Source organism: Paenibacillus sp. FSL H8-0034 (assembly GCF_038000305.1).
Taxonomy (GTDB): Bacteria; Bacillota; Bacilli; order Paenibacillales; family NBRC-103111; genus Paenibacillus_S.
This window is the reverse complement of record NZ_JBBOBS010000001.1, coordinates 8236143-8262305: the sequence shown is the minus strand read 5'-3', so window position 1 is coordinate 8262305 and position 26163 is coordinate 8236143. Positions and strand designations below refer to the sequence as shown.

Annotated in this window: 19 protein-coding genes; all 19 read left to right on the top strand. The window is 44.8% G+C overall.

The genetic code is table 11. From position 1 onward, the window contains the following. The 19 genes from NST47_RS36820 to NST47_RS36730 all read left to right on the top strand — a co-directional run bounded on the left by NST47_RS36820 (position 1) and on the right by NST47_RS36730 (position 26132). The gene (locus NST47_RS36820; protein ID WP_341159532.1) at positions 1-741 is read left to right on the top strand and encodes a hypothetical protein; all 741 of its coding nucleotides are present in this window, start codon (positions 1-3) and stop codon (positions 739-741) included. Positions 742-765: 24 nt separating this feature from the next. Continuing rightward, on the top strand, positions 766-1284 hold the full coding sequence (locus tag NST47_RS37280; RefSeq protein ID WP_445667432.1) for an NINE protein: 519 nt from the start codon (positions 766-768) through the stop codon (positions 1282-1284). A gap of 502 nt (positions 1285-1786) precedes the next feature. Further along, positions 1787-3547, top strand: coding sequence for a sensor histidine kinase (locus NST47_RS36810; protein WP_341159531.1), 1761 nt, complete (start codon positions 1787-1789; stop codon positions 3545-3547). Then, positions 3522-5129 carry a response regulator transcription factor gene (locus NST47_RS36805; RefSeq protein ID WP_341159530.1) on the top strand — a complete coding sequence of 536 codons (1608 nt, stop codon included), beginning with the start codon at positions 3522-3524 and terminating at the stop codon, positions 5127-5129. Before NST47_RS36810 ends, NST47_RS36805 begins: the two co-directional genes overlap by 26 nt. 109 nt (positions 5130-5238) lie before the next feature. Further along, a complete protein-coding gene (locus NST47_RS36800; RefSeq protein ID WP_341159529.1) occupies positions 5239-6828 on the top strand; it encodes an extracellular solute-binding protein in 1590 nt (529 codons plus the stop codon). 85 nt (positions 6829-6913) lie between these two features. Beyond that, entirely contained in the window at positions 6914-7861 is a 948-nt protein-coding gene (locus NST47_RS36795) for an ABC transporter permease (protein WP_341159528.1), read from the top strand. 15 nt (positions 7862-7876) lie between these two features. Next, on the top strand, positions 7877-8773 hold the full coding sequence (locus tag NST47_RS36790; protein WP_341159527.1) for a carbohydrate ABC transporter permease: 897 nt from the start codon (positions 7877-7879) through the stop codon (positions 8771-8773). Positions 8774-8825: 52 nt separating this feature from the next. Then, a complete protein-coding gene (locus NST47_RS36785) occupies positions 8826-10358 on the top strand; it encodes a sulfatase family protein (protein WP_341159526.1) in 1533 nt (510 codons plus the stop codon). A 522-nt stretch (positions 10359-10880) separates the two neighbouring features. Next, positions 10881-11591 carry a glycerophosphodiester phosphodiesterase gene (locus tag NST47_RS36780; RefSeq protein WP_341159525.1) on the top strand — a complete coding sequence of 237 codons (711 nt, stop codon included), beginning with the start codon at positions 10881-10883 and terminating at the stop codon, positions 11589-11591. A gap of 16 nt (positions 11592-11607) precedes the next feature. Beyond that, positions 11608-12417 (top strand): histidinol-phosphatase, encoded by an 810-nt coding sequence (locus NST47_RS36775; protein WP_341159524.1) that lies wholly within the window; start codon positions 11608-11610, stop codon positions 12415-12417. A 98-nt stretch (positions 12418-12515) separates the two neighbouring features. Then, the gene (locus NST47_RS36770) at positions 12516-13349 is read left to right on the top strand and encodes a metallophosphoesterase family protein (protein ID WP_341159523.1); all 834 of its coding nucleotides are present in this window, start codon (positions 12516-12518) and stop codon (positions 13347-13349) included. Positions 13350-13710: 361 nt separating this feature from the next. Further along, positions 13711-13980 (top strand): hypothetical protein, encoded by a 270-nt coding sequence (locus tag NST47_RS36765; RefSeq protein ID WP_341159522.1) that lies wholly within the window; start codon positions 13711-13713, stop codon positions 13978-13980. A gap of 587 nt (positions 13981-14567) precedes the next feature. Then, positions 14568-17009 (top strand): family 43 glycosylhydrolase, encoded by a 2442-nt coding sequence (locus NST47_RS36760; RefSeq protein ID WP_341159521.1) that lies wholly within the window; start codon positions 14568-14570, stop codon positions 17007-17009. Positions 17010-17110: 101 nt separating this feature from the next. After that, complete coding sequence (locus NST47_RS36755; RefSeq protein ID WP_341159520.1) at positions 17111-18877, top strand: cache domain-containing sensor histidine kinase; 1767 nt, start codon at positions 17111-17113, stop codon at positions 18875-18877. 15 nt (positions 18878-18892) lie between these two features. Then, complete coding sequence (locus NST47_RS36750; protein WP_341159519.1) at positions 18893-20497, top strand: response regulator transcription factor; 1605 nt, start codon at positions 18893-18895, stop codon at positions 20495-20497. A 118-nt stretch (positions 20498-20615) separates the two neighbouring features. Next, positions 20616-22199 (top strand): extracellular solute-binding protein, encoded by a 1584-nt coding sequence (locus tag NST47_RS36745; protein WP_341159518.1) that lies wholly within the window; start codon positions 20616-20618, stop codon positions 22197-22199. Between the two features lie 28 nt (positions 22200-22227). Next, the gene (locus NST47_RS36740; RefSeq protein ID WP_341159517.1) at positions 22228-23184 is read left to right on the top strand and encodes an ABC transporter permease; all 957 of its coding nucleotides are present in this window, start codon (positions 22228-22230) and stop codon (positions 23182-23184) included. A gap of 14 nt (positions 23185-23198) precedes the next feature. Then, on the top strand, positions 23199-24092 hold the full coding sequence (locus NST47_RS36735; protein ID WP_341159516.1) for a carbohydrate ABC transporter permease: 894 nt from the start codon (positions 23199-23201) through the stop codon (positions 24090-24092). Between the two features lie 24 nt (positions 24093-24116). Further along, positions 24117-26132, top strand: coding sequence for an alpha-L-arabinofuranosidase C-terminal domain-containing protein (locus NST47_RS36730; RefSeq protein WP_341159515.1), 2016 nt, complete (start codon positions 24117-24119; stop codon positions 26130-26132). Positions 26133-26163 lie beyond the last annotated feature (31 nt).

Below are 26163 nucleotides of genomic sequence, written 5' to 3'. Positions count from 1 at the left end.
ATGAGTAATTTCAATTTTTCATTAGCCAGATCACTTAAATTGTTGGGAGTTCTGGTTTTTGACATTGCGGTTATTGTGATCTTTATTAGCATGTTCTTCGGTTTGTTGTTTCTTGCACCTGTAAAACTAGCTTTAATGTCGATGATTTTGTTGATTGGACTATGTTTTTTTAGTGCTTCTGTAATTTTCCCAAGATTATTGTCAAAGGGAAAAGGTATTGTTTATCCAATAGCGACTATTACCGTATCGATCATGTATTTGGCTATTTCTAATCTCATTTCTGTATGGTTTATTGTTGGAAGTACGGTTTGGTACCTAGGTTGGGAATTGCTTACTTTGGCGGTTGTCATCGGTGTGCTTTCCGTTTTATTATTTTTTTCAAAGCGTGAGATAGAGAATGAGTATCAGGTTGAATTGGAGCAGTCGAATAAGACATCTATCCATATGCAGCTAATGTATATTGAAGCCTCGCTTACTGCAGAACAAAATGCCGAGGGAATCTTGCCCATTATTCATTCCTTCAAAGCGTTAAAAGAGCGAATTCATGCTTCGACTCCTTTTGGAAGAATTACTGGAAACAGCGCTGTTCTTGAACTCGAAAATACAATCCGGAGCAATTTGGATTACTTGCAATTATATATGCGTCCTAACACATTAGTAAAAAATTTGGTTGATATTCAAAGGCTGATTGATGAAACCCGAGCACTTATTGTCAACAGGGAAGTTTTAAATGTAAGGTAATACAAATAACGAGGAGATGTTCGTATGAGCACAAATAACTGCCCAGCGTGTGGAGCTCCAGTCGGCCCCAATGTAACAGAGTGTAAATATTGTGGTGAAAACATCTCTGTTAGCCAACCTCAATTTTCAAATCGGCAGCAATCTTCAAATACCTTCGTGCAAACAACGACAACGACTAATTCGAACTCTACGATGGATGCCAAAGAAATCTTGGAAACCGTGTCGGCTGCGCTCAACATGAATAACCCGAACATGAACAATATAAATAACATGAATAGCAATAACATGAACAACATGAACAATATGAATAACAACATATATGTTTCCAACAAAAGCAAGACAACCGCCGGAATCTTTGCCATTTTACTTGGAGGTTTGGGGCTACACCACTTTTATTTGGATAATATCGGATTGGGCATCGTTTATTTACTTTTTTGTTGGACTGGAATCCCGTCTATCATCGGTCTGGTTGAAGGGATTGTTTACCTTACGTCGAGCGACCAATCATTTAACAGAAAATATGGAAAATTAAAATCCTTTTAATGGAATAACGGGAATTGAAACCAAGAAGGTAATCATTGTGGATCCTCTGGCCTTGTCTCCATAAAAGTACAAAAAGCCCTGATCATTACGCGGCGATATATATTGTGGAACGGTTCGTCTCGATGGTAAAAACCCGCTAAATTAGCGGGTTATTGCTGTTTACAGGATCGAATTGTAGAGCAATTTTAGACATGAGATTTCTGTGACGAATTAGGTTTAGTATGTGGTGACCAAGGAATGAATCAGACAGTTAGGAGCTCAACAAGCTCTCATCTGTCTTTTTCTTTTTTGAACACGAATTCTAGGGAACGTTCAGGTAACTGTTTAGTATTACTGTAGTTTTGGCTTGTTGATTATCTTTTTCTGAGCGATCAAATGTATTCTTTCAACAGCAACAATATTAAAAATAGTCTAGAAATTTTTTTGTGATACAATAACCTACTATAAAGATTTTTTCCCCACACTTCTCAATCAATCTAACCTTCATAGGAGGGCGTCATTAGTGAAAACGATCCAAGGAAAGATGTTCACCGCTTTCGGATTGGCAGTTCTTCTTGCAATCATCCCGATTGCCTATAGCTCTTACTACAACTCAGCCAAGGTCATTGAGCGTAACGCGACTTCCTATATTTCTGACCGAATCCAGGGGGCGAATACGAACCTGCAGTCGATGGTCGAGGAGGTCGATAATATGGCCAAAGCCATAGTAATCCGGGATTTAATTCATCAAAGTCTCCTGAGTCAGACGGAGGCGCCAACGCTGGAATGGTTTAAGGAAAAGAAAGCAGTAGAGGAATTTCTAAGCTCCATGACCGCCTTCAAAAATTACGTGCAGCAGATCACCGTTATAGGCAAGGGAGACTTGGTTTACTATACCGGCAACCGCAGGGGTAATCCAGAATTTGTAAAATCGCTTTGGGAGGACCCGCGCATCCGCGAGAATCGGAGGCACCTGCTCTTTGATCCCTCCGGCAACGGGCGGATCATGCTTGTACGTCCTGTGCTGTCAAATGGTGATCTAATCGGACTATGTATTGTTGATTTCGATCCCAATCTCGTCAAGCAGGTTTACGACATTGAGCCGTTATCCGAAACGGTTGTTTCAGTAACAAATGAAAGCGGAACCATTATTTATGATTCCAGATCTGAAAGAATACGCACACAGCTCCAGGATCAGGAGCTAATCTCCCTGCTTTCCGGTGCAGTCCCTGGTCAATGGAAAAGCAGCAAGCTCGTGATGGAGAACAGGTCATATTTGGTCGTGCAGTTCCAATCGGCTTATACCGGCTGGTCAACAATTGCGATGGTACCGTTAAGCGTGTTATTGAGCGAGGTGAACGGCATCAGAAACCAGACCATTACAATGGCCGTTGTCGTGCTCATTGCCGTTCTGCTCATCTCCATTTTCCTCTCTAAACAGATGGCCAAAAATATAAAGCGGTTGCATAGCGCCATGAAGCTCGTTCGGGAGGGACACATCAATGCAAGGCCCCGGATCAAAAACAACGACGAAATCGGTCAGCTTAGCGAAATGTTCGTTTCCATGATGGATCATGTTCAGGAGCTGCTGCATAAGGTCAAGTCTGAGGAGCGCGAGCGGCGTGAAGCCGAATATCGGGCACTACAGGCTCAGATCAAGCCGCATTTTTTATATAACACGTTGAATACGATCAAGTATTTGGCACGGATACAGCATGCAGCCAATATCGAGGAAATCTCTGGCTCCCTAATTGAGCTGATGCGATTTGCCATCGATCCGAAGCGCGAGATGATTCGGGTCCAGGAGGAGCTTGAGCAGGTGGAACGTTATGTGCGCATCCAGCGATATAAATTTTTAGATCGGATTACGGTGAACGTAAAGGTAGAGGACGAGGCATTAGATTGTCTCATCCCGAAGCTGATTGTGCAGCCGATAGTCGAAAATGCGATGAATCATGGCCTCGCGACCACAGATCAGGAAGGCACCATATCGATTCGAGTATATTGCGATGGTCCGGAACAACTCAGGCTTAGCGTAACGGATGATGGGATCGGTATATCTGCTGATCTACTTGAAAGGCTATGTAATCGTCAAGGACATGCAGATCACGGTCAATTTGGGGGCATAGGACTTAGTAATATAAGGGAGCGGCTGCAGCTTACCTACGGGGAGCCTTATGGGCTAACGGTATACAGTCAAATCGGGGTGTTTACGACGGTAGAAATTACAATTCCCCAAGTGAGAAGGGAGCAAAACCATGTTATTGAAAGTCATAGCCGTTGATGACGAGCTGCTTGTTCGCAACCACCTAAGGTCCATTATTGATTGGGAACGATGCGGTTTTACATTATGCGCTGAAGCGGGAGACGGATTGGAAGCACTCCAGCTCGTTAGGGAAATAGACCCTCATTTGATGATTGTTGATATGAATATGCCCGGAATGGACGGTATCGAGCTGATTCGCCACTTATCCGAGCGCTATCCTCAAATAAGAATCATAGCCCTCAGCAGCTACGATTCCTATGATTACGTTCGAGGATCCTTGCATTACGGTGCCATGGATTATTTACTGAAGCATCGGCTTTCAGCAGACACGCTCATTCATGTGCTGGAGAAGGTTAAGGCGAAGCTGCAGGTTGAGCTTAAGCAGCAAAACGACCGCCAGCGGGAGCGTTTGAAATGGGAGGCTGCTGGTCCTGCGGTTAGTCAAAGCTATCTTAAAGAACTGTTAATCGGTGCTGGTACGCCCGCTGAGCAGAATAAATATTATGAGTATTTTAAGGACCTTCCTTATGGAAGGGATGATCAGGTGCATGTACTGCTGTTGATGAAGCTGGTGAATTTCGATGTGCTGCATATGCGGATGAACGAGCAGGAGCTGACTTTGTTTATCCGTTCGGTTACTGACATGTCCTTGCAGATTATAGCGGAAGCGGGCTGCGTCGTTTATTTGGAGCGGGGATCGTTCGGTGTGCTGCTATCCAAGGAGAATGAGCGAAGCGAAAACGGTCTGCTTCAATGGGTTGAAGCGAAAAAAGCAAGGCTGGGGAAATCGCTTGAACTGTATTTTAATTCAGCTGCTCTTTTTGTCCAAACCGGCATGTTCCGCTCACTCGCATTGGTATCGGCCCAGTATGCCAGCCTGCAGCATAAGCTGGACGAATTGCAGGGATATACGCCAAAGGCATTACGGGTGGGTGGGACTCCTGTATCCTACGTCTCCATTAGCCAAGAAAAAGAACTGCTTGCGGCCGCGGAAGCCTGCGATACCGAAGAAACGTCACGGATTATGCGGACTATCGCCAAGAATTGCGCAGCAGATGAGGTCGCTTTTCCTCGCGGGAGTGCACGTGCCAGTGCTGAGCTCATACAGCTTGCCGTCAAAATCGCACAAAAAGCGGGTCTGGACCCGGAGTGGATTTTTCAGGAAATGAAGGCCAGCCCCATAGCTCCGAAAAATGCGATGGAGCTCGAACGCGACCTTCAACTATTATTTGGAAAGCTATTGGCAGAACTGCGCCTGGTCCAAACGTCCGTCCGGTATTCCCGTTATGTAGCTCAGGCTATTCAGAGAATCCAGCAGGATTACCGGCACGGAGTCACTCTTGAAGAGACGGCAGACCAACTGAATATCACGCCATCTTACCTCAGCAGACTGTTTAAAGAGGAGACCGAAACGACCTTCACCGAATATTTAACGTCTTACCGGATCGAGCGGAGCACACAGCTCATTCGTACGAGAGCCTGCTCGATCAAAGAAATTTATCAAAAGGTCGGCTTTAATAGCTATAGCTATTTTATTAAAGTGTTCAAAGAGCATATCGGAGAAACGCCTCACGTGTATGCGAGCAAGTATGGAAAGTAATATAGCAATAATTTGATGTTTATTATAAAAATGTAGTACGCTGACGTCTTCCTCTACGGTCTATAATAATTTCAGTTAGAAAGTTGAAGAGAAAAGGGGCTGAAATTGTATGAGACATTTGAAAATGCTAACAACAACGCTTGCAGCAGTGCTGGCTGTATCTTCCCTGCTCAGCGCTTGTTCGTCTGGAGACAAAGCTACTAAGGAAGAACCAGCAGCTGCAGGTGACAAGGCCAATTCGGCATTAAATGCAAGCGGTTTCCCAATCGTCAAATCCGACGTATCCATGCGGGTATTTGGCTGTAAAGATCCCAACCAAGCGGCATGGAAGGATGTACTGGTGCTGAAGGAGTACGAGAAAAAAAGCGGCATTAAAATGGTTTATGAGGAAACACCAACGCAAGGCTGCTCAGAGAAACGTAATCTGTTGTTCGCCTCCAATGAGCTGCCGGACTTGTTCCTGAGGGCGGATTTAAGCAATACGGATATTTCCAAATACGGGATGCAGGAACAAATGCTGATTCCCCTAGAGGGTCTTATCGAGAAATATGCGCCTAATCTGAAAAAACTGTTTGATCAATACCCGGAAGCCAAAAAAACGGTTACAGCTACGGATGGCCACATCTACTCATTGCCGGTAATTCGTCTCCAGGCCGCGGGCCGCGGAGATAAAATATGGATTAATCAAGAGTGGCTGGCAAAGCTGAATCTGAAAGCGCCAACAAATGTCGATGAGCTGTTCACAGTGCTGCGAGCCTTCCGCGATCAAGACCCGAACGGAAATGGCAAAAAGGACGAGATTCCGCTTGGATTGCGTGATCCGGGTATGGTATTTAGCACGTTCGCCGGTTCGTTCGGTTTGGATCGTCAACTTGGGACCAACGCCAATATCGATAACAATAAGGTGAAATTATGGGTTGGTGACGACAGATATAAGGAACTTCTGATGTTCCTCAATAAGCTGTATGCCGAAAAGCTGCTTTATGCGGACTTTTATGCCCAGGATCTGCCGAAGTGGCGCAGCAATCTGTCACAAGCGTTATATGGCATGTTCTTTATTTATGCATCCGATCCATTTAGCAAGGTCGAAAATCAATTTGCGGGTATGGCCCCTATTAAAGGGCCTCATGGCGATCAGCTGCTCAGCACAGGCAGTCCACTTGCATCGCCTATCGGCACTTTTGCCATCACAAGTGTCAATAAAAACCCTGAGGCGGCTATCCGTTGGGTTGATTACTTTTACAGCGAAGAGGGGAGTCAATTCTTCAACTACGGAATTGAAGGACAGAGCTATACGATGAAAGATGGTAAGCCGGTCATCATGGACAGTATTAAGAACGATCCTCGCGGGTTTATGGCCGCATTGGGTCAAGTCAACCTTGTACCGGGCGGCGGGTTCCCGACGATCATTGTTGATGACATTGTGTTAAGCGATAAAACAAAAGAAGTTTCCGCCGTTTCGGAGAAATTCACCTCCAAAGTGATGTATGGGTCGCCTATATTCAATAAAGAAGCTACCGATAAAGTCGTACCGATTAAAGCAGATATTGATAAATTTGTTCAGGAGTCGGCGATCAAATTTATTTTGGGTGAGACCAGCTTTGATAAGTGGACAGAATATACGGCAACACTGAAAAAGATGAAAGTCGACGAGCTTGAGCAAGCGTATCAAGCAGCCTTCGATGCAATGAATAAATAAATGTCTGCCGAGATTGGAGGTCTTGCGGGACGGGAGTGCCAACCGGCAATCCTGTCCCATCTAGATTGTGGGGAGTGATCCGTTCATGAACACGCATATCATAGCATCGACGGTACGAAATAAACCGCGACATCAGCTTTGGAGGCGGATAGTATCCAAATATGAATTTTATATTATGCTGGCAATTCCATTCATCTGGTATATTGTGTTCAAATATTTTCCGATGTACGGGATCCAGATTGCTTTTAAGGATTTCTCGGCAAGCCGGGGTATTAATTCCAGTCCCTGGGTGGGCTTCAAGCATTTTGAACGTTTTTTCGAATCTTCTTATTTCTGGGAGCTGCTGTGGAATACAATATCGCTAAGCCTTTACTCCTTGGTGGTCGGATTTCCGATTCCCATTTTGCTGGCACTGGTGATTTATGAAATCCATAATAAAAGTTTGAAAAAATGGGTGCAAAACGTTACCTATATTCCTCATTTTTTATCCCTGGTAGTTATCGTCGGCATGCTCAATGTGTTTCTCGATTTGAAAACAGGGAAAGTCAATCAGTTGCTCGTACTATTCGGTGTCGATCCGATCCCGTTCATGCGCAAGGCGGAATGGTTTCAGACGATATTCGTGTCCTCGGACGTGTGGCAGCATATGGGCTGGAGCTCCATCATCTATTTGGCTGCACTAAGCGGCATTGACCCGACTCAATACGAAGCGGCCAAAATGGACGGGGCGACCCGGCTTCAGCGGGTGCTGCATATTTCACTACCGGGCTTATTGCCGACGATCATGATTATGTTTATTTTACAAATGGGGCATTTGATGGATGTGGGCTTCGAGAAGGCGCTGCTGATGCAAAATCCGGTTAACGCGAGTAAAGGCGAAATATTGGCGACCTTCGTCTACAAAAATGGGATTCAGCAAGGCCAGTTCAGTTATACGGCTGCAGCCAGTCTATTTAACTCGGTGATCGATTTTGTGCTGCTCATTGTCGTAAACGCTTGGGCACGCAAAAAAACGGAATCCAGCTTATGGTAGGAGGAGACTAGAATAGTGGTTAATGAATCCAAAGCAGTTCGTTCCCGTGATGATCGGATTTTTGATGCACTCGTCTATACCATCGCCGGGATTGTGCTCTTGCTTGTACTGTATCCGCTTTTGTTTGTAGTCAGCGCTTCCTTTAGCGATCCGATAAGCGTTATTGATGGCAAGGTGTGGCTGCTGCCTCAAGGGTTTACTTTCACTCCTTATCTGCACGTGTTTGAGAATGAATCGATCTGGAGTGGTTTTCGCAACACGATCCTGTATACATTGATCGGTACTTTCGTCAATATCATACTGACGATTCTGGCGGCTTATCCGCTCTCGCAAAGAGATTTACCGGGACGCACGGCGTTAATGTTCATCATCACGATTACGATGTTTTTCAGCGGGGGACTGATCCCGACCTATCTTCTGATTAAATCGCTTGGAATGATCAATACCGTCTGGGCAATGATTATACCCGGCGCCATCTCAACCTACAATCTTATCGTCATGCGGACTTTTTTTCAGAATGGCGTACCCTACGAGCTTCAGGAATCGGCCTGGATCGATGGGGCATCTAATTTTCGGTTGCTGCTGACCATCGTAATTCCCTTATCAATGCCCATTATAGCGGTCATGGTGTTGTTTTACGGCGTGGGTCACTGGAATGCGTATTTCAACGCCATGATTTATTTAAAAGACCGGGAGCTGTTTCCACTTCAGTTGATTTTGCGCGAAATTCTCATCCTTAATCAATCGGATAACATGGGTCTCGACGGAGCGGGCATGACGGAACGGGTGATGATGGCGGAAAGCATTAAATATTCGGTCATCATCGTGTCCAGTATTCCAGTTCTGCTGTTGTATCCTTTTGTTCAAAAATATTTTGTGCAAGGCGTCATGATCGGTTCGATTAAGGGCTAACAACTTAAAAAAGCATAAACCTCTATCACCAAATTCGAAGGGACACTGGAGTATGAAAAAACCTAATATTCTGTTAATCCAAACAGACCAGCAGACGGCGGAAACGTTGAGCTTGTACGGCAATCCGGCATTGCGAACACCGGCATTGGAAGGTTTGGCGGAGCGAGGGGTCGTGTTTGAGCAGGCCTTCTGCAACTATCCAGCGTGTTCGCCTTCCAGGTCCTCTATGTTTACAGGACGCTACTGCTCGACATTGAACCTTCATGCTAACCATATGCTTATTAACCCTGCCGAAGTCACACTGCCGCAGGTGCTGAAGCAGCATGGCTATCAGACCGCGATCATCGGTAAAAACCACGCCTTTATGAATAATAACGAGTCGTATTATCCGGGAGGAGTTCCTGAGCAGCCAAGCACGTTGTACGAAGTGTTCGACTACATTCGGCTTGGTGAGCACGGGCATCTGGTGGACGGGTACCGCGATGATCCTGACATAAAAGCTGCACATGAATGGGCCGTGAAGCATTGCTGGAACAGTCCGCTTGGCCACGGCACCAATCCGGCTCCCTTGAACAAGTGTGGGACCTTTCTGCTGGGTGAAACGATGCTGGATTATCTGGATAATGTCCGCGATGAAGAGAAGCCTTTCTTTACCTGGCTGTCATTTCCCGATCCGCACACGCCTTACCAAGCGCCAGAGCCGTATGCAAGTATGATTGATCCGGCTGACGTACCGATGCCACCCGTCGATACCCTGGAGGGCAAGCCGGAGAGGGTAAAGGTTGCGCACCTGATGGATGCGATGGATACGGCCGACGAAGCGCTAATTCGCCAAGTGCGCGCTATACATTACGGCATGATCCGGTTTATTGACGATACTCTGGCCAAGGTGTTTGCCAAGATGGATGAACTTGGACTTACGGAGCAGACGATTGTCATCTTCACGTCCGACCATGGTGATTCTATGGGAGCGCACGGTATCATTCAAAAGCATAACTTTTTTTACGACTCATTTAATCATGTACCGTTTATCATGTCGACCCCAGGGTATGCGGGTCCGAAACGCACGCCGCATCCGGTCGAGCTCATTGACGTTATGCCGACGCTGCTCGAGCTGGCTGGTGTGCCGATACCGCCGGGATGCCAGGGACGAAGCCTTGCGCCATTCCTGCAGGGAAACCCTCCATATACCCCCCGTGAGTTTATTGTCATTGAAAGCGGAGAGCACGGAGAGCCTGTGAAAGTGTCGGACATTACGCAGCGTCCGCAGCATCCTTTTGACGAGCGGTATTTTGTCTGGTGCGCGTATTTGGATGCGTGGATAGGTAAAGGCAAGGCCATTCGTACGAATGAATGGAAGCTGTGCGTCTATGCAAATGGGGAGGGTGAGCTATACGATTTGCGACAGGACCCTCATGAGCTTCACAACCGCATTGAAGATCCGGCATGCTTGAAGATCCGTACCACGCTAGAGCGAAAGCTGCTGCAATGGACTATGAATAAAGAAGATCAGCTGCCGTTGAACACCACCATAAAGATCTCCATGCAGTCAATGAGAGAGAAGTATGGAGAACAAACTCAATAAAAAAGGAAAATTATTGATGGCAAAGTAAAATAATAGAGGTACTGAAGACTACCCTAACCAATTATTTGTAAATATTCTTCTTCACGGCCGCCAACCAAAAGGGCGGTTTTTTTATAACATAAGAATTTCTAAGTTTTCAGCGGAGCTGAAGGATTCTTATGTTTCAAGAAAACCTACCTCTGAACCGCGGTCGCTCATCTTTGAAAGGCCTCGATAGAGGTTTTCTTATGTTATCTTTGCCTCTGGAATTCGACTGCTGATGTAAATATTAAATTGTGGATCGTCATAGTCAAGCTTATAACCAATATTGCTTATAGTCAGCTGTGTGCCCAGCAGCGTCAGGGTGACTGGCTCCTTGTTGCTTTAATTAAAAGGTAGATGAAAAGCATGTTTTGTCTGCCTCGGCTTGTGTTAGAATTGTCAGAAAACAGTATTGTAAACATTTAGGTTACGTGCTAAAATAAATTGGTCAAATTCATCATTTTTGAGCATATGTCCATAAATGTGAGAGGTGTTGAAGCTTTGAAAATAAGAGGAATAGCTCACAAAGGTTACCCGGCAAAGTATAATGAAAACACATTAGCCTCTTTTCAAGCAGCATGTGACTTGTCGTTTTCCCAGCTGGAATTGGATGTTCATTTGAGTAAGGATGGAGTACCTGTTCTTATGCACGATGCGACCTTAGATCGTCTGACCAACGGTACAGGTTATATCAAAAATTATACTGTTCAAGAGCTGAAGCAATTCCTAGTAGGTGGAACAGAGACAATCCCTACCTTGGAAGAAGCGTTATTACTCGTTAAGAACAAAATGGTTGTCAATATTGACTTGAAGCAGATGGGGAATTTTTACAAAGGGATAGAGCAAGCCATTCTGGATGTTATTCATAAAACCGATATGATGGACCAGGTATACCTGCTTTCATTAGATCATTTTGCCTTAATGAATTTGCGAAAGCTATCGAAGGACATTGAACTGGGTGTATCCTTTGTCGGAAACATGCCTCATATATTTGAATTCATGAAGGAGATTAGAGCCAGGTATATGGCTGTTAAGCTGCCTTTTATGACAGAAGCGTATTATCAAATGATAGAGGATCATAAGTGCCAGCTGGTTGCTTGGCCTGTAGATACCGCAGAAGATATGAAGCTCGTTCTTCAAGCATACCCGTCCGCATTAGTTACTACGGATCATTTAGAACTTTTTAAATCAATTGTTGAAAATCGCGCATAGATGGAGTGACAGACAGATGACTAAATTTGATTTACATATGCATCATGATAGATGCGGACATGCTCAAGGTGTAATCCGTGATTATATCGAATCCGCCATTAGTCAAGGCTTAACCGTTGTGGGTATTTCAGATCATTCCCCATTCTTCGGAAGTGACGTAGACCAAGAGCATTCAAACATCGCAATGGCCAAAAGTGAATTTCCTAGTTATATTAATGAGGTGCTTCGATTACAAGAGGAATATAAAGGCAAAATCGATGTACTGCTCGGCGTTGAATCTGATTTTTTTCCTCATTATGAAGATGTGTATCGGAACGTGTATGCGCAGTATCCCTTTGACTATATTATAGGGTCGGTTCATTGGACCGAAGGTACGAGTATTTTTAATAAACGGCGCTGGGATGGACTTTCCAACGAAGATAAATTAACGCAAAAAAATTATTACTACGATTTGATAAGTCAATCTGCACGCAGTGGTATATTTCAAATTCTGGGACATATTGATGCGATGAAAGGTTTTTATCCCGAATTTTCTGATATCCCTACGGATGCTGTTGACAAAACGTTGCAGGTCATCGCCGAATGTAATGTTTCTATTGAAATCAATACCTCAGGAAAAACAAAAGATTGCGGCGGCTGGTATCCATCTGATTCGATTCTGGAACGAGCCTTGTTTTATGGTGTCGATGTGTCATTTGGGTCAGACGCACATGTACCGGAGCGGGTTGGCGATGATTGGGATCAGGTTAGCAATAAGTTAAAAGAAATTGGATTCAAGTACTGGGTTTATTACAAAAGAAAGCGCATGCAAAAGGTCCTCTTGTAGCCTTAGGCATACTTTCAAATGGAGTACTGAGGATGTCTTTAACATCATTCATTCGTTACCCGCACCATCATTATCAATAATAAACTGGGGGCTATACTATGAAACTGGCAGTTATGGGAGATTTTCATTATCCTTGCATGCAAAGCAAAGCGGAGTTTCATATGGTTCGTGATCAGTTTTTTGGCGGGTTACTGGAAGAGTTTTTGGATGCTGAAGCGGACTACCATATTTCAATCGGTGATTTCACCAATGAAGGCCGAGCAGATGAATTGCAATTTATTTTCGGTGCTATTCAAAACCATGCCCACAACAGAAAATTTGTTCATATACTGGGCAATCATGACACCGTATCGATGCCCAAGGATGAAATTTTGAAGATTACAGGCCAGCAGCGTTATAGTGCAGTCGATACGGATGATGCCATACTTGTATTCCTCGATACAACTAAAGAAATGGACTGGAAGGATTTTGGCGGTGAAATCGATGAAGGACAAATGGTCTGGCTGAAAAAGCTGATACAGGAGTCCGGTGAAAAAACGATGATTTTATTCGGTCATCATCCCATAGAAGGAACCACTCAATTTTCAGATAAGCGAATGCATGCAATTCACTCGGAATATGAGATGTGGCCCGTTTTATCTGCCAAGAAGGGCCATGGTTACTATATATGCGGGCATAATCATAGCAATTCAATCGTTCATAAGGAGCAATGGAGCTTTATACAGACAGCTGCTTGCCTTGACATTCTAGGCTATCGAATGATCGAGTTAAATCAAGGGAAGCTATCTGTTTCCATGATCGATTTAACGAATCCGGAGCGACTTGAAGCCGCCGCATCGATTACAAAAGTTATGGGCCACTTTACACCGAACTTAAATGCAACAGGTGAAGAAAGTGACCGTACATGGGAATCGGTAGTACAGCAGAGCTGATTTAAAAGTGCAAAGGATTATTTGCAATTGTAAATAGATTAGTTTCGAACCTTCTTTCCGCGACTCCTTTACTTGGAGGGCATTGAGAAGGTTTTTTTGCTCTTGTCCTTCAATAAGCTCTAAGCTGGCTTCGGTGAAAGCGATATTCGAAGTAATAGGTGCAGCTGTGACATTATCCATTTATATCAGAAGGACTGCATCTGAATGTGGGTTGGAATGGGAACGGTTCGACCTTAAATGAATCGACATGTTAGTAGGAATTCTTCGCTTACATCTCTGTGTATCTCACTATACCCTGTTAGCAGTAGTGTAAAATAGGTTATATTCAATCAAGGAGATATATGGCAGTACTAAATGTGCAATGGAATATGCTCAACGTGGTGCAATTGATGAGTGGATTCAGTTATTTCTTAGAAATGATGGAAAAGATATTGCATTGGCAGACGGATTATTGTGTAAGAAGAGATCCTATATCGGTCCGGTCGTAACGGATATAACGGAGTTTGGAATTGAAGAAGGAGCTCCATCGTATCTGACTAAAGAGAATGATATAGCATGGTTTTTTCATGTCGTCGATAACATGAAGAAGGCATATGGCGATTGGGATTTTCCACCGCTAATCGTCTCATGAAGCATGGGAGTTTGATGAAAAGGGGTATTTATGTCTGTTTTCCTCACCTGATGTACCGCTTTCTCTATTAAGAAGTTGTGCAAACCACGATATAATTACCGTAAACACAGTTTGTTTTAGTAAGTACGCATGATAGCGCGGGTGGCTATGGAGCAAGATTTGGAATAGATGTCTTCGGCGGTCAAGGAAGCAAAGCAGCCTTGACGGAGGTATGAAGAATGTGAGCATCTACTCCGTTCCACTGTAAAGAGTGGATCTGATGTCTACATTTTTTGGTAATGATTGAACCGATCCGTTTCGGACCCGTGTGGGAATTGTGCTTCTTCAAGCCGAGGGAGACGGACAAAGGATGCGCATAGAGCCTTGTTCTGAATAAGAAAACAACATGAATCAAGCTCCTGATCGGATTGGATTCATGTTTTTTCTGATGTATGGTGCATGATATTGGGATAAAGGAGAGTGAACGTGTGAATTTTAAAAGGTTTGCAGTCTTGTGTCTTTTGATCGCGGGAGGGATTTCAGCAATCTTGCTATTCAAGTCGACGGAGACCACACAAACAACTGCTGCTAGCATGGAGGGTACGGGAATGATTGAAAAGCTAAAGGACCTGAATACCTATACCAATAGTATGACATTAATGGCGACAGCCAAGGAGCAATATGCTAACGATCCCCGCAACGGACGATCTTATCCGGCAGGAGATCCATATATTTTGAAATACAACGGTATGTATTATCTGTATCCCAGCACTCATTTCGGTCTATCAGACGTCCGTGCGTGGAGTTCAGTGGATCTGGTGAACTGGAATTACGAAGGCATTGTGGCTAAGGACAACCGTTTAAAGATGGCGTACGCCCCGGAGGTGATTTATTGGAACGGGGCCTTCTATATGGTGACTTCCCCCGATGGAAAAGGCCACTATGTCCTGAAGAGCAGCAGTCCAACAGGTCCATTCACTATACAAACGGACAACCTGGGGATGAGCATTGACGGCTCGATTTATATTGACGATGATGGCAAGTGGTATTTCTATCATGCCGGTTCCAAAGGGATTCGCGGGAGAGAAATGAAGGACCCCTACACGTTTGGGCCCGAAATGGTTTTAACGGGAACGAGCATGGATCATTGGACGGAAGGGCCAACGCTGTTCAAAAGAAACGGAACCTACTTTATGATGGAATCCGGCAATCACCTTATGAGTGCAGGCTACAGGGTGAACTACGCCATCTCCACGAACGGCCCGCTTGGCGATTTTACAACGCCTTATAACAATCCCTTAATTATTAGCACCACCAACGATTTTCATGGGCTGGGGCACAGCTCAACAGTCATTGGGCCAGATCTTGATTCGTATTACATCGCTTATCACAATAACAAGAATCCCATAGCCCCTGGCGTAGGACATGACCGGTACCTGAATCTTGATAGGCTGGTTTTTAATGGGGATAAATTGGGTGTGCTGGGTCCGACTCATTTTGCTCAGCGGGCGCCCGGCAAAGCTGACTTCTCTACATGGATTCAGAAAGTAGGTATGGAAGCAAACTGGAACATGCTTTCACATGGAGACGTACAAATCATAGCGAGCAAGCAGCAGACGGATGCTAGCTTCACTGCGGAATTTAATTTCAAAGCAGATATTACCGGGCAAAATGAGAGGGCTTACGCTGGAGCCGTGTTCGGTTACCGGGATGACAAGCATTACGCTATGGCTATTGTTCATGCTGCAGATATGAAGCTGGAGCTGATTCAGGTGATCAATGGGGAGAGACGCACTATGGGAACCACTGCGTTACCTTCTAACCTGGATCTGTCCAATCTGCATATGCTTCGCATCGAGCAGGATTCCTCGCGGAGCGTTGTTTATTTCGATGGCATGCACAAGCTGGAGCTAAAGCTCGAGGGTCTGGGCACAGGCGGAATCGGTTATATATATGAGGGACTGATGCTGCATCCCGATTATACGGCCTTTAGCAATGAAGTTAATGGATCAAGTGACTATGACGCCTATAAGCCGCTGCCGGGAAGTATTGAAGCTGTGCATTACCTGAAAGGCGAGGGCAGAGGGTATCATATGAACAATGATACGATATCCCCAAATCCTATACGTCCCGATGATCATACTCTTATTGGCAAAGGTAAAGACAATTCGTATTACGTCGAGCTGAACCACATAGGAGACTGGCTGCAGTACAACATTAATGTTAAGGAAGCCGCCACCTATGGGATGGATGTACGATTGATGAATCAGAAGGAAGCGGCAGTATTGGCTGTCCATTCGGATGATCAACTTTTGGGAAATATCGATATTCCCCTGCCTGCTCTGTCTGAGCCCGCTGTATCGGAATGGACTAAGGTAAAAGGCGGCGGAGTCCTCACTCTCCAGGCTGATTTGCACACCCTCAAGCTTAAATTGGTTAAGGGCAGGGCCGATCTTATGGGCTTTGATCTTTACAGGGTTGAAGACAAGCCCGTCCATTTGGTGTATCCTCTTGGTAAGGGCGGTGACTTGGCAAACGGCATGTTCAGTGACTGGACCTACAACGACAGATGGACCGTCGGTCAAGGGGGGATGAAGTCGGATTCGGATCAAACCAATATGGCGTTTACAGGAAAAACTACCTGGAGCGATTATACAGTGGAAGCGGATATTACACTGGGGCTAAGTACACAGCCGAACAGCGATGGTGGCTTACTGGTTCGTGTTAGCAACGAATCGGTTCACAAAGCTCAGGTTATCGATAGCTTAACGGGTTACTATATATCTCTTACCGGCAGTCAAATATCTTTAAAAAAATGTAACTATAATTCCATTCTGCTGCAAAAAACAGATTTAGAATTACAAAATAATAAAACCTACCATGTTCAGGTCCGTGTCCAAGGCAGCCGTATTCAGGTGTTCCTTGACAAGCAGTCCAAGCCCAGCATTGATTATGTGGACTTTAATGCGTTTACAACCGGCAAGGCAGGCATTCGATCGGGTACCAAGGGTTCTTTTATGTTCGATAATATAAAGATTACAAGCAAGTGATCGGCGCGTATAAATTTGCCAAGTAGTCCGTCTTCCTTCAGAAAACGGGCTGTTTGGGATCAAATCATGAAAGCGTTTGTAGCGAAGGGAGCTGCCAGTTAATGAAGTTTTTCTCTGTTAAAAAGTTGATTTCGCCCACAAGAAGCATTCAGGGGAAAATCTTTGTTGCATTTAGTCTGGTCACGCTGCTTGGAATCGTTGCTGTGACGAGTATTGTTTATTTGTATATGAGAGAAACTGTTAAGAACAATGCGTTTTCTTCAGTGATGGATAGCATACGGCAAGCGGACGAATCCTTAAATATCCGACTGGAGGAAATAGATCACTTAAACACGGTTGTCATAACCAATAAAACAGTGCTTAATACGCTGCTAAGCACTACAGAGGAAGCAAGCTATGAGTGGTTTCAAGAACAAAAGCGGATCGAGGAGTTTATGTCCGCTGTCATTGCCTATAAAGGATATATCTCGCGAATTGCTGTCATTGGCTTGAACGAAAAGGTCTTTTTCGTTGGATCCCCTTGGTTGGACAAAAATGTTATAAAAACACCCATGATGGACTATTTAAATCAAAATAGTTCACGTCATGTTTATTTTCACCAAACAGGCGCTAATGATTCTATTGTCACCGGTCGCCAGATTCGCTATAACCGGGAAGCAATCGGTGTCGTGATGTTCGACCTCAATAGTGAATTTATTAAGAAAATCTATGACGTTAAACCAACCTCGGATAGCATGCTGTTTGTTGTAGACGAGAACAATGAATTTATATACCAGCCGAACAATAGCTTGCTTGAAAAGGAAACGATCATCAGGCTAAATCAAGAAATGGTCGGCTTGGGCGCTACGGTTGAAAAGGTGATCAATCAAAAGTCTTACCTTGTCATTAGCCGGAAATCGGATTATACAGGGTGGTCCACGTTGGCACTCGTTCCTATGGAATCACTGCTAAGTGAAACGGTACGGATTCGCAATGTATTAGCTGAAGTAGCTATTGTTGTATTTATTATTATCTTATTTAGTTCTTTGCAGGTTTCCTCAAGAATGACAAGAAATATTCGAAGACTTAAATCGATGATGATGCATGTAAGTGAAGGAAACATGACGCTGCTGGCCGTAGAGATTCGCTCCAAGGATGAAATAGGTCAGCTGTACCAGGTGTTCAAGAGTATGGTAGAAGAGCTTAAGCGCTTGCTCGAGGGAATAAAGACGAGCGAGAAGCAGAAGCATGAGGCAGAGATGGCTGTTTTGCAAGCTCAAATCCGTCCTCATTTTCTGTACAATACACTGAATACGGTCAAATATTTGGCCAAATTAAACGGGGTACCGAACATTGAAGAGGTGTCGGAATCCTTGATCGAGCTCATGCGCGGCGTGCTGGGCAATTCCAATGAGTTTCTTACGCTGCAGGAGGAACTTCACTATGTCCGCAGCTACGTAAATATTGAAAAATACAAATACGTGGAACCTATTGATGTCCATATAGAAATCGAGAATGAACAGTTATTGCAGTACCGTGTTTTAAAGTTAATGCTGCAGCCTATTGTAGAGAACGCCATTATACATGGAATTGCTTCTGCTGAGCATGGAGGCTTGGTATGGATTCGGGTATATGAAGAGCAGAAAGAGCTGAGACTTGAAGTCAGGGATAATGGCAAAGGCATGACAAATGAACAGATTGAGGCGCTGTTTGACATGAACAAGGGCGAGACTTATACACGCTTCAGCGGCATGGGTGTCCGAAATGTACACGAGCGTATAGTTCGATTGTACGGGGAGCCTTACGGCGTATTTGTTAACAGTGAGCCAGAGAAGTATACCAAGGTGGAAATCAGATTTCCACTGCTGCCAGGTACGGAAAGTGTGTGACAGGAGGGATGAAATATGTTTAAGGTTATACTGGTTGACGATGAGGCATTAGCACGCAACGATGTGAAAAGCTTGATTGATTGGGAGAAGCACGGTTTTACAATATGTGGTGAAGCTCATAACGGAGCTACGGCCATTTCCCTCATAGAGCAGCAGGCTCCACATATCGCGATTCTGGATGTGAGTATGCCGATCATGAATGGTGTGGAATTGAGCAGCATTATTCATAACCGATTTCCAAAGGTTAAGATGATTATGCTTAGCAGCTTTGACGATTACGATTATGTGAGAACTTGCCTGATGAACGGGGCGATGGACTATTTACTTAAGCATCGTTTGAACGCGGCTGCACTCTTATCGTTATTGAATAAGGCGGTTCAAAATTTGCAGTACGATGAACGGGAGCATGAGGCTCGCAGTGTTCAAACGAAAATGATTGAGCGTCTAAGTCCTATTATTCTCCGCGAATATGCAGCAAACCTGGCCAGAGAAGTACCAGAGGCAGGGGAAGAGCTGCAGCGTTATGCGCAGGAAAATGGGCTCTTTACCCATTCAGTCAATTATGTAGCTGCAGCGGTACAAATCGTCCCCTTTTTGCTGTTGACAGAGGCTTATACGGATGTGCAAAAGAACCGGTTTGTGCAGCAGGTCACAGATGTTATGCAGATGGCGGTAGGAGACATTCATAAGCGGATGGCAGCCTATGTGGGGGAGGGGCGCTTTATTGTCCTATTTTCCTCACCAGAAAGAAGTGAACACACGGTTTCAGCCCAAATGAATCAAACCATGAGCAGCCTTTCCCATGCTCTGGAGAAGTTTATAAATTTACAATGCGTGTATGCGTTTGGACCGATATGCGGGAGATTGCGACAGCTTGCCGCCAGCTATAGCAGAGCAAACCAGCTGATGAACGACAAGTTTTTTCAGGAATTGAGTGCTTCTACCCAGAGAGATACACTGCTTATCGAGGAACAGAAGCAATTGCAGCTGTTTTTGGAGCAGCTGGACGGGGAAAAAATTCAACAAGTCATCACATCGATTTTTGCAACGGTCAGGAATCAGCCTTACTACTCCTTGCCGGTACAAATTATTGTCAGCGAAATGCTTCGTATTGTGGAAAAGTCCCTGAAGAGGCATTTTCCTCATGTAACCATAGAAGATAACAGGATGATTACTGCTCGGAGTGAGCTTGTACGTTTAAGAAGCGTTAACGAGCTTGAGCAGTGGTTGTCGGATTACTATACATGTATGGTTGACGCTATAAAGAAGCAGCATGGGAGAGGAACCTACTCTCGTCATATTTCGCAAGCTGTTCAATTTATTATGGATCATTATGCTTCGAACATTTCTCTGGAAATGGCGGCAAGTGCCATTAATCTGAATTCTTCCTATCTAAGCAGACTGTTCAAAGAGGAAACACAAATGACCTTCACGGAGTATTTAAACCGCGTGCGTATTAAATCCAGCTGCCTGCTGATGGAATCCGGTTCCTATTCAATGAAACACATTAGCAGTCAAGTCGGCTTTACTAACTACACGTATTTTTTTAAAGTCTTTAAGATCATTATGGGTATGACGCCGCAGGTGTATATCGATAGTCGGAAACCGTCAAAAAAGTAGAATGGAAAGTCATATATGTGGAGTCCTTTATAGAAAAAGTTTTACTATAATAAAAGCATCCTTTAGAAAACGCTTTCTTAGCGTGAAGGTGAATAACTAAAATAGGGGGAACGAAAGAATGAAGAGAAATTGGGGGACGGTACTGCTTTCTACTGTAGTAGTTTCTGGTTTAACACTTACGGCCTGCAGCCCGGATAATACGAATAAGAAAAATGATGATAAATCCAAGGCAGAATCGGCAAATACGGTAAGTCCAAGCGGATTTCCAATTGTCAAAGAACCGCTTAAGCTGAAAATGTTCACGAGAATAGCGCCAACCAACGGGCCCTTTAAGGAAATGCCGGTGTTTCAGGATTATGAAAAAATGAGCAATATTCAGGTGGAATTTATCGAGGCGCCGACGGACGGTTTTGCTGAGAAAAAAAACCTGTTGTTTGCCGCCAATGAACTCCCTGATGTGTTGTACCGTTCAGGCTTTACGCCTTTAGAGGCAACTCGCTATGGTTCAGGCGGTCAATTAATCCCACTCGAGAAGTTGATTGATTCTTATGCCCCAAACCTTAAAAAGTTAATGGATACGTATCCCGAGATACGTCCAGCCATAACAACACCTGAGGGCCATATCTATGCCATACCGGGTATTGTGACCGTCAACGCAGCCAGAACCGATAAGAGATGGATGAATCAAGCATGGCTGAAAAAACTAAACCTTAAGGAACCTGAGACTACTGATGATCTGTACGAGGTGCTGAAAGCTTTCCGGGATAAAGATCCTAACGGCAACGGGAAGCAGGACGAGATTCCGATGACAGCGCGCAACGGCTTGAGCATCGTGCCTATAATGGCTGGATCTTTTGGTTTGGATTTCCAGTTGGGTTATAACATTAACCTGGAGAATGACAAGGTTAATATTTGGATGGGAAGCGATCGGAATAAGGAGTTACTGGTGTACTTGAATAAGCTGTATTCGGAAAAACTGCTGGATCAGGAGTTATTCACTCAGAAGGAAGCTCAATATCTGGCCAAGCAAGGGTCAGGAAATACCGGCTTCTTCTTTGATCAGACGAATAATCCCATGCTGGATACTAAAGTTGCAGATCAATATATCGGCATAGCACCGGTCAAGGGACCGCATGGCGACAGGCTGCAGCTGGCGCAACCGGTACCGCGGGATTTCGGAGCTTTTGCCATCACCTCGGTGAACAAAAATCCGGAGGCCACAATGCGCTGGGTGGATTATTTCTATAGCGATGAAGGCTCCACCTTATTGCGCTTCGGCCGTCAAGGTGAAAATTATGAATTGCGGAACGGCGTTCCTTATTATACCGATGCTTTTTTGGCGACAGGTAATCAATCCAAAATCACTCCATACGCCGGAGGCGGGGCGCCGCATCTGATTAGTGACAAGGTCGCTTCCTACATTAATCCGCCGCAGGTTCAGGAAGCTCAAAAGAAGCTCGATCCGTTCATGCCTAAGGTTCGTTATGCAGCTCCCATGTTCGACGAAGCAACGGCTCAAAAAATAAATGTGCTGCGTAACGATATTGATAAATATTACGAGGAGCAGAGCACAAAATTTATTGCAGGTGCCCTTAGCTTCGATAAGTGGGGAGAATTCCAGACCACCTTGAAGAAAATGAACGTGGAAGAGCTGCAAAAGCTGTACCAGGAAGCTTACGATAACCTCAAAAAGCAAAAATAAGAACACCATGATGGTTGGAGGGCTACAGATGAAGAGTACAGCAAAACCTGTAGGCGTTGCGTCTCGATCCAAATCGAGGCGCTCCAGCCTCTTAAAATCGATAGTCAGTCGATACGATCTTTACCTTATGCTGCTCGTTCCTATCGTATGGTACCTTGTGTTTCATTACGGGCCTTTGTACGGTTTGCAAATTGCATTTAAAAACTTTAGTCCGGCCAAGGGGATCCTGGGTAGTGCATGGGTGGGCTTTGATCATTTTGAACGCTTTGTAGAATCTTACTATTTCTGGAGACTGTTGTGGAACACCATTTCGATTAACTTGTTTTCCCTGCTGTTTGCTTTTCCCATTCCGATTGCTTTGGCGCTGCTAATTAATGAAATCCGCTCCAAAGCATTCAGCAAGATTGTGCAAAACATTACTTATATTCCCCATTTTATTTCGGTCGTCGTTATGGCGGGTATGCTGATGTTGTTTTTATCTCCGCGTGGAGGTCCTATTAATACAGTGATTCAAGCCTTTGGCGGGATGCCTGTTCGATTTCTGGATATAGCTGCCTGGTTCAAGCCAATCTTTATCGGTTCTAACATATGGCAAAATATGGGTTGGCAATCGATCATCTATATTGCTGCGCTTAGCGGAGTCAACCCGCAGCTGTATGAAGCAGCCAAAATGGATGGAGCGAATCGATTGCAGCGCATTTGGCATGTATCCATTCCAGGTATACTGCCCGTTATCGTCATCCTGCTTATTCTCGATGTAGGACATTTTATGAATGTCGGTTTTGAGAAAATTTTATTGCTGCAAAACAATCTGAACCTGGAATCGAGCGATGTCATATCCACCTTTGTCTACTCCGCAGGTATTCTTAAAGGGGAGTACAGCTATACGGCTGCAATAGGCTTGTTTAATTCAATTGTCAACCTGACGCTGCTGGTGCTCGTGAATCGCTTTGCCCGTAAAAAGGCTGAGACAAGCTTATGGTGAGGAGTGACCATGTGTTGAAAGAGCACAAATTGAAAAAAACGTTGTCAGATGAAACCCTATTCAATGCCGTCGTAAATGCATTAGCCTTACTTATTTTAGTCATCGTGCTGTACCCGTTAATTTTCATCGTGAGTGCTTCCTTTAGTGATCCTGCATTGGTACTGAATGGCGAGGTGTACCTGCTGCCCAAGCAGATTACCTTGGAAGCCTATCAAAATGTATTTCACAACGAAAAAATATGGAATGGTTATAGTAAAAGCATTTTGTATACGTTTGTAGGCACGTTGATCAATATTCTCATGACCACATTGGCTGCCTATCCGCTTTCGAGACCCGACCTGCCCGGACGGGGAGGCATTATGTTTTTTGTAACACTTACGATGTTTTTCAGCGGGGGACTGATTCCATCCTATTTAATTGTCAAAAATTTAGGAATGGTAGATACGATGTGGGCGCTCATTATTCCGGGTGCAATTGCCACCTATAATTTAATTGTAATGAGAACCTATTTTCAAACGAGTATTCCGTGGGAGCTGCAGGAAGCTGCACATATTGATGGCTGTTCAAATTGGAGGCTGTTAACCCATGTCATACTGCCGCTTTCCAAGCCGATATTAGCTGTTATGGTCCTGTTTTACGCTGTAGGTCATTGGAATTCATATTTCAATGCTTTGATCTATATCCGCACCAAGGAATTGTACCCGCTGCAGCTCGTGCTGCGTGAAATTCTTATGGTCAGTCAGGCAGATGCCGTGGACAGTAACGTGGGGCTCGAATCGAAGGTGCTGCTGGCTGAAAGCATCAAATATGTGGTCATCATTATATCCAGCTTGCCCGTGCTGATCATGTATCCTTTTGTACAGCGGCATTTTGTTAAGGGCGTCATGATAGGTTCTCTAAAAGGATAATAAAAGGAAGGAAGTTGTGAGAGGATGGTACTTGCAAGAGCCAAAATACAAGTGAATGCTGATCAAGTCGCCAGCGATACAATTAATCCTTACATCTTTGGACATTTTGTGGAAGATATTCGTGATCATATGGATGCGATGCTGGCTTATCCGTTGAAAGATATGGATTTTGAAAGCGTGGATGGTACCTATAGGGGGCTTTCCGGCAGCTGGCGTCCTTATACAAATGGAAAAAGCACCCTATATGCTCTTGAGCCTGCTGCCAAGCATCATTCGGGTCATAGTCAGCTGGTACGAATGTATAGCGATGATAATGGTTACGCAGGAATAAGCCAGACCATTGCCGTGAAACAAGATGGGGATGGCTATGATTTGGCTCTGTATGCAAGAGCCTCTGTTGAAATCAGGTTTGTGCTTGCAGAGATTGTGGATACCATGAGCGGAGAAGTGCTCGGTTCGAGGCGTATCGATATCACAAGCCATAACTGGGAGCATTATGAGTCGCGTCTCGCGGTTGGGCGGGATTGCGAGCATGCGGAGTTCAGACTATATGTGCCAACGGAACATGAGCGATGGCTGGAACACGTATCCACGGGAATGTTATGGCTGGATCATATTTCGCTGCTGCCTTCCGACAGCGTAGGCAATGTGCGTAAGGAAGTTATAGATATGACCCGTGATTTAAACGCCGGTATGATGCGGCTTGCCGGGAATTATATTAGTGCTTATCATTGGCAGCAGGCAATCGGCCCTGTGTATGAGCGCCCTTGTGTAGTGAATGAAGCATGGGGTGGATGGACGAATAAATACTTTGGAACAGATGAATTTATTCAGTTTTGCCGTGCTTTGAATGTGGAGCCGCTTATTTGCGTAAATGATGGTTCGGGTACGCCGGCAGAAGCGGCTGAATGGGTTGAATATTGTAACGGAGCTGCCGATACGCCAATGGGAAGCTTAAGAGCGGCCAACGGACATATCGAGCCGTATGGCGTGAGGTATTGGGAGATTGGCAACGAAGTATGGGGGCCTTGGCAGGTGGGACACTGCAGCGCTGTGCAGTTTGCTGAACGTTATGCTAGCTTTGCCCAAGCCATGAAGGCTGTTGATCATGGGATCAAGCTGTTGGCTTGCGGAGACGTCCGAATGGATTGGAACAAGACTCTCATAGAGCGAGCCGCAGAGCATATCGATTATTTGACTTTGCATCTATATCATGGGTACTCACGTTTTGGGATGAATGAGCATACGCCAAAGGATGAGCGTTATAAGGCAATGGTTTCCTTTCCAGAATGGACAAGGGCATCCATACAGCAATTAAGAGAAATGTTCAGTTCCAATCAACGGTATTCCCATTTGAAATTGGCTATTACTGAATATAATACGATGTATGCTCCGAATACCATTCGTAAGGGTCTTCCTCATGAGCACACGCTGGAAGCAGCGGTTGCCAATGCGGCGAATTTGAATGAGTTTATTCGAAACAGCGACCTGGTGGAGATTGGCAGCTTCTCCGATCTTGTTAATGGCTGGCTGGGTGGATGCATCAGGGTGGGGGACTTCTATGCCGATCAGTTTCGCGGTAAATCGACAGGCTGGAGCGGAAAGTCTTTGACTGTCTATGGCACACCGACTTATCATGCGATAAAAATGTATGCAAACCGTGACTTGGGTCATGTAGTAAACAGTCATACCGAATGTGGTACTTTTAAAGTGGATAGTCTTGTGGCTGCTGAACCACAGCTTGATAGTCTACCGGATCTAGACGTCGTGGCTTGTATGAATCTTAACGGAGATAAGCTGACCGTCTTTATAGTCAACCGAAGTCTCGAAGCAGCGTTGACCGAAGTGCAGCTGGCCGGATTCTCAGACTCAGGCACAGCCCGTTTATTTGAGTTAACAGCGAATGATTATGAATCCATCAACAGTGTGCACAATCCGGATCTCCTTGTTTGCGTATCCCATGAAATACAATTTTCGCAAAGTCAAGTGAGCTGTCAACTAAGGGCATCATCCGTCTACGTATTGGAAATAACGCGCTAACAGGATGGCGATTGCCACTAGCATAAACAGA

Excerpts from the sequence above, each read along its gene's own strand:
- NST47_RS36820 (WP_341159532.1), top strand. The coding sequence starts at position 1 with ATGAGTAATTTCAATTTTTCATTAGCCAGATCACTTAAATTGTTGGGA.
- NST47_RS37280 (WP_445667432.1), top strand. The coding sequence starts at position 766 with ATGAGCACAAATAACTGCCCAGCGTGTGGAGCTCCAGTCGGCCCCAAT.
- NST47_RS36805 (WP_341159530.1), top strand. The coding sequence starts at position 3,522 with ATGTTATTGAAAGTCATAGCCGTTGATGACGAGCTGCTTGTTCGCAAC.
- NST47_RS36800 (WP_341159529.1), top strand. The coding sequence starts at position 5,239 with ATGAGACATTTGAAAATGCTAACAACAACGCTTGCAGCAGTGCTGGCT.
- NST47_RS36795 (WP_341159528.1), top strand. The coding sequence starts at position 6,914 with ATGAACACGCATATCATAGCATCGACGGTACGAAATAAACCGCGACAT.
- NST47_RS36785 (WP_341159526.1), top strand. The coding sequence starts at position 8,826 with ATGAAAAAACCTAATATTCTGTTAATCCAAACAGACCAGCAGACGGCG.
- NST47_RS36775 (WP_341159524.1), top strand. The coding sequence starts at position 11,608 with ATGACTAAATTTGATTTACATATGCATCATGATAGATGCGGACATGCT.
- NST47_RS36770 (WP_341159523.1), top strand. The coding sequence starts at position 12,516 with ATGAAACTGGCAGTTATGGGAGATTTTCATTATCCTTGCATGCAAAGC.
- NST47_RS36765 (WP_341159522.1), top strand. The coding sequence starts at position 13,711 with ATGGAATATGCTCAACGTGGTGCAATTGATGAGTGGATTCAGTTATTT.
- NST47_RS36760 (WP_341159521.1), top strand. The coding sequence starts at position 14,568 with ATGATTGAAAAGCTAAAGGACCTGAATACCTATACCAATAGTATGACA.
- NST47_RS36755 (WP_341159520.1), top strand. The coding sequence starts at position 17,111 with ATGAAGTTTTTCTCTGTTAAAAAGTTGATTTCGCCCACAAGAAGCATT.
- NST47_RS36750 (WP_341159519.1), top strand. The coding sequence starts at position 18,893 with ATGTTTAAGGTTATACTGGTTGACGATGAGGCATTAGCACGCAACGAT.
- NST47_RS36745 (WP_341159518.1), top strand. The coding sequence starts at position 20,616 with ATGAAGAGAAATTGGGGGACGGTACTGCTTTCTACTGTAGTAGTTTCT.
- NST47_RS36740 (WP_341159517.1), top strand. The coding sequence starts at position 22,228 with ATGAAGAGTACAGCAAAACCTGTAGGCGTTGCGTCTCGATCCAAATCG.
- NST47_RS36730 (WP_341159515.1), top strand. The coding sequence starts at position 24,117 with ATGGTACTTGCAAGAGCCAAAATACAAGTGAATGCTGATCAAGTCGCC.